At 60.1% G+C, this 9,319-nt stretch carries 8 protein-coding genes; 6 read left to right on the top strand and 2 right to left on the bottom strand.

Features of this window, described 5'->3' with window-relative positions; genetic code table 11:
- Positions 1 to 2: 2 nt before the first annotated feature.
- Positions 3 to 3,566, bottom strand: coding sequence for an EAL domain-containing protein (locus LQ956_RS12005; RefSeq protein WP_238630068.1), 3,564 nt, complete (start codon positions 3,564 to 3,566; stop codon positions 3 to 5).
- 226 nt (positions 3,567 to 3,792) lie between these two features.
- Between LQ956_RS12005 and LQ956_RS12010 the strand changes: the two genes are divergently transcribed.
- The 5 genes from LQ956_RS12010 to LQ956_RS12030 all read left to right on the top strand — a co-directional run bounded on the left by LQ956_RS12010 (position 3,793) and on the right by LQ956_RS12030 (position 7,944).
- Positions 3,793 to 4,311 (top strand): flavin reductase family protein, encoded by a 519-nt coding sequence (locus LQ956_RS12010; protein WP_238623464.1) that lies wholly within the window; start codon positions 3,793 to 3,795, stop codon positions 4,309 to 4,311.
- Positions 4,312 to 4,348: 37 nt separating this feature from the next.
- A complete protein-coding gene (locus tag LQ956_RS12015; protein WP_238630069.1) occupies positions 4,349 to 5,023 on the top strand; it encodes a Crp/Fnr family transcriptional regulator in 675 nt (224 codons plus the stop codon).
- Positions 5,024 to 5,094: 71 nt separating this feature from the next.
- Positions 5,095 to 6,183 (top strand): esterase/lipase family protein, encoded by a 1,089-nt coding sequence (locus tag LQ956_RS12020; protein WP_238623469.1) that lies wholly within the window; start codon positions 5,095 to 5,097, stop codon positions 6,181 to 6,183.
- A gap of 14 nt (positions 6,184 to 6,197) precedes the next feature.
- The gene (locus LQ956_RS12025; RefSeq protein WP_238623466.1) at positions 6,198 to 7,367 is read left to right on the top strand and encodes an alpha-hydroxy acid oxidase; all 1,170 of its coding nucleotides are present in this window, start codon (positions 6,198 to 6,200) and stop codon (positions 7,365 to 7,367) included.
- A gap of 97 nt (positions 7,368 to 7,464) precedes the next feature.
- Positions 7,465 to 7,944 carry a DUF456 domain-containing protein gene (locus LQ956_RS12030; RefSeq protein WP_238623467.1) on the top strand — a complete coding sequence of 160 codons (480 nt, stop codon included), beginning with the start codon at positions 7,465 to 7,467 and terminating at the stop codon, positions 7,942 to 7,944.
- Between the two features lie 173 nt (positions 7,945 to 8,117).
- On the opposite strand, the gene LQ956_RS12035 is transcribed toward LQ956_RS12030, so the two are convergent.
- On the bottom strand, positions 8,118 to 8,726 hold the full coding sequence (locus LQ956_RS12035) for an OsmC family protein (RefSeq protein WP_238630070.1): 609 nt from the start codon (positions 8,724 to 8,726) through the stop codon (positions 8,118 to 8,120).
- Between the two features lie 306 nt (positions 8,727 to 9,032).
- Here LQ956_RS12035 and LQ956_RS12040 point away from each other — a divergent pair.
- A partial coding sequence (locus LQ956_RS12040) for a type 1 glutamine amidotransferase family protein (RefSeq protein WP_488349784.1) occupies positions 9,033 to 9,319 on the top strand: 287 nt, incomplete at its 3' end.

Genomic DNA, 9,319 nt, shown 5'->3' on the forward strand with positions numbered 1-9,319 from the left:
CGTCAGTGTGGCTGGGTGCCCTGAGTCGGGATCCGGTCTCTCCACTGCAGGATCAGGGCTTCGGCGGACAGGGGCCTGCTGAACAAGTAGCCTTGGCCTGCCAGGCATCCTTCCTTGAGCAGGAAGTTCAGCTGACGTTCCTCCTCGATGCCTTCCGCCACGGTCTCCAGTCCCAGGCTCCTGCCCAGGCCGATGATGGCCCGGACGATGGTTTCGTCATTGGTGTCACGCCCTACGTCATGGACGAAGGACTGGTCGATCTTGATCCGGTCCAGGGGCAGACGCTTCAGATATGACAGGCATGAATAACCGATGCCGAAGTCATCAACCGCCAGTTTGACCCCAAGCGACTTGAGTTCCTGTAATACGCTCAGGGTCTTTTCAGGGGCTCGCATGATCAGGGATTCCGTGACTTCCAGTTCCAGGCATTGGGCCGGGAGATCAAAGTCAGCCAATGCTTGCTTGACCTGGGTCACCAGAGCGTCCCGTTCCAGTTGTTGGACAGACAGGTTGACGGCGACCTGAGGTACGTCAATGCCTTCCCTGCGCCACAGGCTCATTTGTCGGCAGGCATTTCTCAGGACCCAGTTGCCGATCTCGCCGATGATGCCGATATCTTCCGCCAGTGGGATGAAGTCCGCAGGACCCGTCATGCCCAGGCTGGGGTGGTGCCATCGCACCAGTGCTTCAACACCCAGGAAGCCTTGAGTGTTAAGTTCAATCTGCGGCTGATAATGAAGGATCAGTTCGTTGCGGGAACAGGCGCCGCGCAGGGCGGCCTCCAGTTTCAGCCTTTCCAGGACGCCCGCCGAGAGGTTGGGGGCAAAGAAGTGGTAGTCATTGCGTCCGTCGCTCTTGGCCTGATACATGGCCAGGTCTGCGTGCTTGAGCAGGGTGTCCGCATCCCGCCCATCTTCCGGATAGACCGCAACGCCGATGCTGGCGGTGACGATCACTTCGTGTTCATCCAGTTTGATGGGGACTGCCAGCACGCCGAGAATTTTCTGGCACAGGGTCTGGATGTTGGCCATGGAGGCATCGTTTTCCAGGAGCAGCACGAATTCATCTCCCCCCAGTCGTGCCAGCGTGTCCGAGGCGCGCACGTTATCGGCCATGCGCTTGGCAACGGTCTGCAACAGACGATCCCCCAGGCTATGTCCCAGGGTGTCGTTGATGGTCTTGAATCGATCCAGATCGATGAACAGCAGGGCCAGGGTATTGCCCTGGCGCTGCGCTCTGAGCAGACTGTGGCTCAGGCGATCCTTGAGCAGGACCCGATTGGCCAAGCCGGTAAGAGGATCGAAATGGGCCATGAACTCCAGCTGTTTCTGGGCTTCCTTGACCTGACCGATATCGCTGAACACACCCACATAGTGGGTGATCTCGCCCTGGTCATCCCTGACTGCGCTGATGGTCAGCCATTCGGGGTAGAGCGTACCGTCCTTACGTTTGTTCCAGACTTCTCCCCGCCAGGTGCCGGAGTCATGCAGTTGCCGCATGAGGGCTTCGTAGAAGCCTTCGTCATGTTTGCCCGATTTGAGCAAGGCCGGTGTATGGCCGAGGGCTTCCTGCTCCGAATAGCCGGTGATCTCGGTGAAGGCGGGGTTGACCGCCACGATGCGCCGTTGCACATCCGTGACCATGATGCCTTCTGCTGCCGCCTGAAACACTCGATCTGCCAGTCGCAGGCGCTCTTCGATGCGGATTCTTTCGGTAATATCATGTACGACGGCATGGAGCAGATTCCTGCCTTTGACCTGAATCATCCCGGTATAGATCTCGACCTGCCGCAGTTCCCCGCAGGCCAGGCGATGGGTATCTCTTAAATGCTCCTGTTTTTCCAGGGACAGGTGAGCCGGCTGAATCCTGGTTTCCCCGGGGGCTTGGGTCGTGATGTCGGTAAAGCACTTTTTCGAGAGGGCTGCTCGGTCCCAGCCGTAGAACTGGCAGGCACCGGGATTGGCATCCACGATACGTCCGTCTTCAGGATCGATCAGCAGCATGACGGAGTGGCTGTTTTCGAACAGGCTGCGGTAGCGGGATTCGCTTTCCTGCAAAGCGGCTTCGGTGGCCCGCCGCTTCTGTTCCAGAGCCAGATGCTGCAGGGCATAGGAAAAATCTTCAGTGATGTCCTGTACCAGGCGGTCGATCTGTGGGGTAAAACTCTCCGCCGTGTCCGACATGAAACTGGCGATGCCGACCAAGCGGTATTCCCGCATGAGCGGGTAATGCCCGAAGGTGTGGACACCGTTGAGCTGGGCCCAGGCTCGCCACTGGGGCGGGGCGTCCGGGTCATCGCGGTGGGCGTAGACGTAAGGCTGGCGGTTGATGGTGCGCCAAGCCTCCATGAGCGGCATGGAGCGGCATTGCTGCGGTGTTAAACCGTTGAAGGACTTGGGCACCGGATCTGCCCCGGGTTCCGGACACAGGCTGATGACACAGGCATTGAAACGGCCGTAATCCACGGCGATACGGGTCAGATTATCCAGCAGCAGCTGTTCGTCCTCGATGCGCACGATGGCCTGATTGACCGCGCTCAGGGTGGCATAGAGCATGCTGATCTGAGCCACTTGCATTTCTGCCCGCTTGCGTTCGGTAATATCCCGATTGACGCCTCTTCTACCCTGATATTGGCCATCCTCGCCGATGACGGGCTGGCATTCGTGCTCGATCCAGCGGATGTCTCCGTCGGCATGGCGAATGCGCAGTTCCATGTTGCAGGCGGAGACCCGTCCCTGTGAATGCCTGATATTTGCCTGATGGGCAATCCAGCGGGAAAGATCGGAAGGGATCAGGATCTGATCCATCATGCGGGGATTTTTCATGAAGACTTCGGGCTGATAGCCGCTGATCTCAAGGCATCCCGGGGATACATAACGGTAGCGGCCGTCCGCTCCCAGCCAGTAATCCCATACCGGAGAGTAGTCTGCCAGGATCTTGTAGCGGGCTTCACTTTTGCGCAGTTCGTCATGGGCCAGAGAGATTTCCATCTCGTGACGGACATGTTCCGTCAGGTCCACCACGGCGCAGACGAACTCATGGGTATTGCCGTCCCGGCCGGGGAGTCGCGCAAGGTGGAGTTCCGCCATGAAGGAGTCACCCTCCGGGCGGATAAAGTCCATGTGTTCAACGATATGGTGACCCTTTTCTTCAGCGCGAAGCAGGGCCTGATGGAGGCTGCGTTCTTCCTCTTTGGGGATCAGCCGACGCAGGAAATAGCGACGCAGCTGGTTGGTCCGCAAGCCCAGTAGTCGATGCGCCTGGTCGTTGGAGTCCAGAATCAGGCCATGGCGATCCATCACGATTGCAGCGATGGGAATGCCTGCAAAGAAGGCGGTATAGCGGTCCAGGGCCCGTTGCGTGGTGAGCTGTGCCTCCCTGAGTTCGGTATTCTGGATCTCCAGTTCCGCTTGGTAGATCCTCAGTTTCTGGGTGATCTCGGCGAGGTTGGTTTCCCCCTTTTCCAGCATCTGTTCCGCCAGGTCAAAATCACCCTTTCGCAGGGCCTCCTGGGCCTGCTCTCGGATGAGTTTGATGTTTTCCTGGGTGTGTTCGTCTTTTGACATCAGCTTGCTGGCATATTGGGGCTATGGAACAGGGTCTCTTGCAGACACGGCCGAAAGAGCGTCCATATTCATGTGAGCTGCATCACAGGGTTGACCGTGGCATCATAACCCAGCGCTGCCCGGCTTTCCTTCATAATCAGTACAAATCCCTGGCTCCCTCCGTGGCGCAAGGTCGTACGGGAGCTCGGGTGTACCTTGCGGCACACTTCCACTGCAGGCCAAACCGATGAAGCCTTCCGGCATGATCTTTCCCGAGCCGAAGCCGGTCACCGATGATCGCGTGTTGCGTGATGCCCTGGGGCGTTTTGCCACGGGCATCACCGTGATCACCTGTCGTGATCCGGACGGCGGAACCCCCCAGGGATTTACCGCGAACTCCTTCAGTTCGGTGTCACTGGACCCGCCGCTGGTGCTCTTCAGCCTGCGCAAGGAGGCCCAGTGCCTGCCTGCGTTTCTTGGCAGCGGCGCATTTGCCGTCAATGTGCTGGCGCAAGACCAGACCGAGGTATCCGCCCGTTTCGCATCCAGTGATCCGGATCGTTGGGCAGGGGTTGGACACGCAGTCTGGTCCACCGGGGCACCGATTCTCCACGATATGCTGGCAAGCTTTGAGTGTCGCACCGTGGCCACTCACGAAGGCGGCGATCATGTCATTTTCATTGGTGAGGTGCTCGCCCTGTCAACTCCTCGGGAAGCGCCTCCGTTGCTGTATTTTCGTGGTGCCTACCAAACATTGCGTACCTGACGGGGGCAATGGTGAATTGCCCGAGGTGGGAAACTCCATGATCCAGCCCGCTGAATTGCAGCGCCTGCCCCTGTTCGAACCCCTGTCGGTGGCGCAGCTGGAGTACGTCCGCAGCACCGCCCGGGAGCGGTCGTGCATGGCCGGCGAGCCCCTTTTCACGCAGGGTGATGCCGCCCGCCATTTCTTTCTGGTGCGGCGTGGGGGGATTAAGCTGTTCCTGCTTTCTCGCGAGGGGGACGAGAAGGTCGTTGAAGTCATCCAGACAGGGCAGCTCTTTGCCGAGGCCGTGATGTTCATGGAGCAGCGGCGTTATCCGGTGAATGCCACCGCTCTGGCGGACACGGAACTCGTGATCTTTGACCATGACACCTTCCTGTCCCTGCTCGCCGAGACCCCCGGCCTGGCCCTGAAGATGCTGGGTAGTCTCAGCCGACGGGTCCATGGTCTGCTCAGTCATATTGATGAACTCACCCTCCACAATGCCACTTACCGCCTGGTAGCCTACCTGCTGTCACAGCCTCAGGACGATACGGGAGAGGTGCGTCTGGACCTGCCCAAGCAGGTCATTGCTTCACGTCTGTCCATGAAACCCGAAACCCTATCGCGAATCCTGGCTCGACTCAGGACGCAGGCATTGGTGGAAGTATCCGGGGAGACCCTGCTGCTCAAGGACAAGAATGGCTTGCGCCGGTTGCTGGGGCAGGAGATCTGATTCCAGGCCAGTCTCTTGTGCATCCGTGCCGGCCATCGCGTGTTTCACGATAATTTTGGGATACGGAGATGATGCGCCGATTGACTCTGTTCATCCTTTTGCTGTTGCTGCTGGTCGTCTTTACACCGTTTACCGGGTGGGTCGTCTGGACGGAGCGCAATCCCGATCTGGAACGGGAATTCCGTATTACCGTACAGGAACGGCTGGAAACCTGGTTTCCCGAGGCCATGTCGCTGCCGCCGGAACTGATCGGGTTCATCCCCCGTGGCGACGCTCGTGAAGACACCGTCCCTGATGTAGTCTTGATCCATGGTCTGGATGAGCCGGGCGGAATCTGGGATGACCTCATACCTCTGCTGGAGGCGGCCTGCCTGACGGTATGGGAGTTTCGCTACCCCAATGATCAGGCCATTGACCGGAGTGCCGACCTTCTTGCGGAACACTGGAAAACACTGGATGCAGGCCGTTCGGTGACCCTGATCGGGCATAGCATGGGAGGATTGGTCATCCGGGACTTCGTTTCCCGTTGGCGACATCCCGTTGAAGAAACGTCCGAGTTATCCGGTCCCCGGGTGATGGGCACCGTTATGGTGGGTACACCCAACCAGGGTTCCGAATGGGCCAGACTGCGGGTCTGGCTTGAGGTGCGCGAATGGTTGGCGGATATCCCTGAAGGCAGGTTCTCCCTCTGGGCTGGTTTGCGTGACGGCACCGGCGCGGCCAAGATCGACCTGCAACCCGACAGTGAATTTTTGCGAGATCTGAACCGCAGGCCCTGGCCCGCCGAGGTGCCCGTTCGCGTGATCGGCGGTCAGCTCACCGAACCCACACCGACCATGCGCGCCAGCCTGGATGTCCTGTCCGAGGAACTGGGTATTGAGGACCTACCGACCCGGCTCGAGGCCTGGTGGTCTTCCACCGGGGAGTCCCTGGGAGATGGTGCCGTACCGGTGATCTCGTTGGCATTTGACGGTGCCCCGGAGCCGGTGATCGTGCCCGCATCCCATCGCGGCCTGCTGGTGCAGATGCCTTTTGCCGACCAGAAACCGCCGGCAATTCCGCTGATAGTCGAGCAGTTGCAGGAATGGAACGGCGGATGTGAAGAACAAGGCGTTGCCGCCCGGTCGAATCAACAGGCTGGGCATGAGCCCGAACATTGAGGGGGAGAACCGATATGCCCGTCATCACCCGGATCGAAGACCTTCGCTGCATCCATGAACGCCGTGTCCCCCGGATGTTTTATGACTATGTGGAATCCGGTAGCTGGACTGAGCAGACCTTCCGCGAAAATACCACCGATTTTTCGCATATCCGCCTGCGCCAGCGTGTGGCGGTCGACATGTCCGGGCGCAGTACGCGATCACGAATGATCGGCGAAGCAGTGGCCATGCCGGTGGCGCTGGCCCCGGTGGGGCTGACGGGCATGCAATCGGCGGATGGCGAAATCAAGGCGGCTCGGGCCGCCGAGGCATTCGGCGTACCCTTCACGCTGTCCACCATGTCCATCTGTTCGATCGAGGATGTGGCGGAGCACACCACCAAGCCCTTTTGGTTTCAGGTCTACACACTCAAAGACGATGATTTCATGGCCCGGCTCTTCGAGCGCGCCCGCGCCGCCCGATGTTCGGCCATCGTGGTCACGGTGGATCTGCAGGTGTTGGGACAGCGGCACAAGGATCTGAAAAACGGACTGTCCGCGCCACCGAAGCTGACGGTGAAATCCATCGCCGATCTGATGACGAAAATCCCCTGGGGGCTGGAAATGCTCGGCACCAGGCGCCGCTTCTTCGGCAACATCGTGGGGCACGCCAAAGGCGTGACGGACCCTTCCTCACTCTCCACCTGGACGGCAGAGGCGTTCGACGTCTCCCTGGACTGGAAACGCATCGCCCGGTTCAAGGACATGTGGGGCGGCAAGATGATCATCAAGGGCATCATGGACCCTGAGGATGCGCGCCGCGCGGTCGATGTGGGGGCGGATGCGATCGTCGTATCGAACCACGGCGGACGCCAACTCGATGGGGCAGTCAGCTCGATTCGCATGCTGCCCTCGATTCTGGATGCTGTGGGCGACCAGGTTGAAGTCCACTTCGACGGTGGTATCCGCTCCGGGCAGGATGTTCTCAAGGCGCTGGCACTGGGGGCGAGAGGCACCTATATCGGCCGGGCCTACAACTATGGGCTGGGGGCCATGGGTGAGCAGGGGGTGACCAGGGCACTTGAGATCATTCACAAGGAACTGGATATCACGATGGCGCTCTGCGGCGAGACCGATGTAGCCCGGCTGGGCCTTCATAACCTTTATGTGCCTCAAGGCTTCGGAGACCCGACGGTTCTGGTGTGATCCTGCCCTGGTCAAGAAAGTTGGTCTTCCAATCCCTCAGCTTGGTGTACGATTCACCCTCTCTCCGAGAAAAACGCTTCCCACTGATATCGTTCCCATGATTGCCATTGCCTGGTTCCTTGCCGCTCTGCTCGTCATTCTGGGACTCGCGGGACTTATCCTGCCGGCGTTGCCCGGCCCACTGCTGCTATTTGCCGGTCTGTGGACTGCGGCTTGGGCGGAGGGATTCGCCCACGTGGGATCCAAAACCCTGATCGTGCTGGGCCTGCTGGCGGCGCTGGCCTTTCTGGCGGATTTCGTGGCAGGTGCCTTCGGGGCTCGGCGCTACGGGGCCTCCGGCCGCTCCATCCTCGGGGCTGCCCTGGGGGCCGTGGTGGGGATGTTCTTTGGACTCATCGGTTTGTTGCTGGGTCCCTTCATAGGCGCCGTGCTGGGTGAACTGTCGGCCCGTCGAGACCTGGTGGCCGCAGGGCGTGCCGGTTGGGGAGCCACCCTCGGGCTGATACTGGGTACCGCCGCCAAGGTGGCCCTGGGCATCACCATGGTGGCACTATTTCTGGTGGTGCGGTTCTTGTAGAGAGACGGCGTCTGCATGCTCCGCGATCACTATCATTGGACATTCATCGCGAGCGTCGGCACGGCGAACCTTTTGTGGCAGGACGTTTCTTCTGCCGGCAAAACCGCGCGAACGCTCGCGATGACGGCGATGGCCACGTACGAATGGATGGCTTGCAGAGCACATCCCGGCTATCAGGCAACAGCTTCGTTACCTTCCGCCGTTTGCGACGCATCTCTTGCCACCCTCTCCAGCGTCACTGGAACGGGTTTGCAAACCGTGCTGCAGACCGGTGAATGCTCGCGGGCGAATGCCAGCAGACGATCGATCTCCTCATCCGTCGCATCCGCTTCGATGTCCATCCGGATACGGATCGACTCGTAACCGACAGGGACCGAGTCATCCAGGGCGAGAAAGCCCTGCAGGTCGATGTCACCGGTCAGTTCGGTAGAGAGCCGGTGGATCCGGATGCCGCGTGCAGCCGCATGCAGCACTGTCGTCGTGGTGACGCAGCCGGCAAGGGCATGCAGCAGATACTCAACGGGGTTGGCGCCCTCGTTGGCGCCGAGCAGCACCGGCGGCTCGCCGTTGGTGAACACGAACGGCTCCGTGCGCGAGGTGTCCTCGGCACCGGCGCCGTAAAAGTCCCGGATGCTCGAGCGGTTTTCACCGCCATCGATCCACTGGTTGCGTGCGCGGAACTGGAACCGGGCCAGTGCAGGATCGTTCTTCAACGCCTCAACGGTTTGCGCCATCTGGTCGAGATTCAGGCCGTTACGGGTGTGTTGGTCATGCTGTGTCATGGCAGTCTCCTTTCGGTTTCATGGACTTCGAATGGGCCGCTTGGGCGGAGGCTGGGATGGCTTCCGGTCTTCCAGAGCGGCTTGACACCATGATGAAACTTGACAAGCGGTCTTTTCAGATGGATATCTGACAATAACAGGGCATTTGTGCCACTAAATGAGGGGAGGGCGGGTGTGGTCGCGAACGCGACCGGGGGCAACAGAGAACCGGGTCAGCAGGCGAATGCACGGCGGACCCGTAGCCGGGAAGGTGCCATCAGCTAAAACAGCCGCAGGGCCACAGGCAAGAACGAAAGAGGCTTCAGCATGACGGCCAGCACCGCGCCCATCGAAGTCCTGATCGTTGCCGTGAAAGAGACCGCCGGCTCCGCCCTCTATGGGATGGTCGACGTCCTACTGGCCACCGGGAATGTCTGGGAGACTCTGGTGCGGTCGGAAACTGCGAAAAACGTGTTCAACGTGCGCATCGTGTCGCCCGAAAAGCACCCCTTCACCTGCGGCAACCAGATCCCGGTCAACCCGGCATGCGCCATCGAAGACGACCCCGAAGCCGACATCATCATCCTGCCCGAATTGTGGCTGGGCCCGGACGA

The sequence above is a fragment of the Ectothiorhodospira lacustris genome (assembly GCF_022227845.1).
GTDB lineage: Bacteria > Pseudomonadota > Gammaproteobacteria > Ectothiorhodospirales > Ectothiorhodospiraceae > Ectothiorhodospira > Ectothiorhodospira lacustris.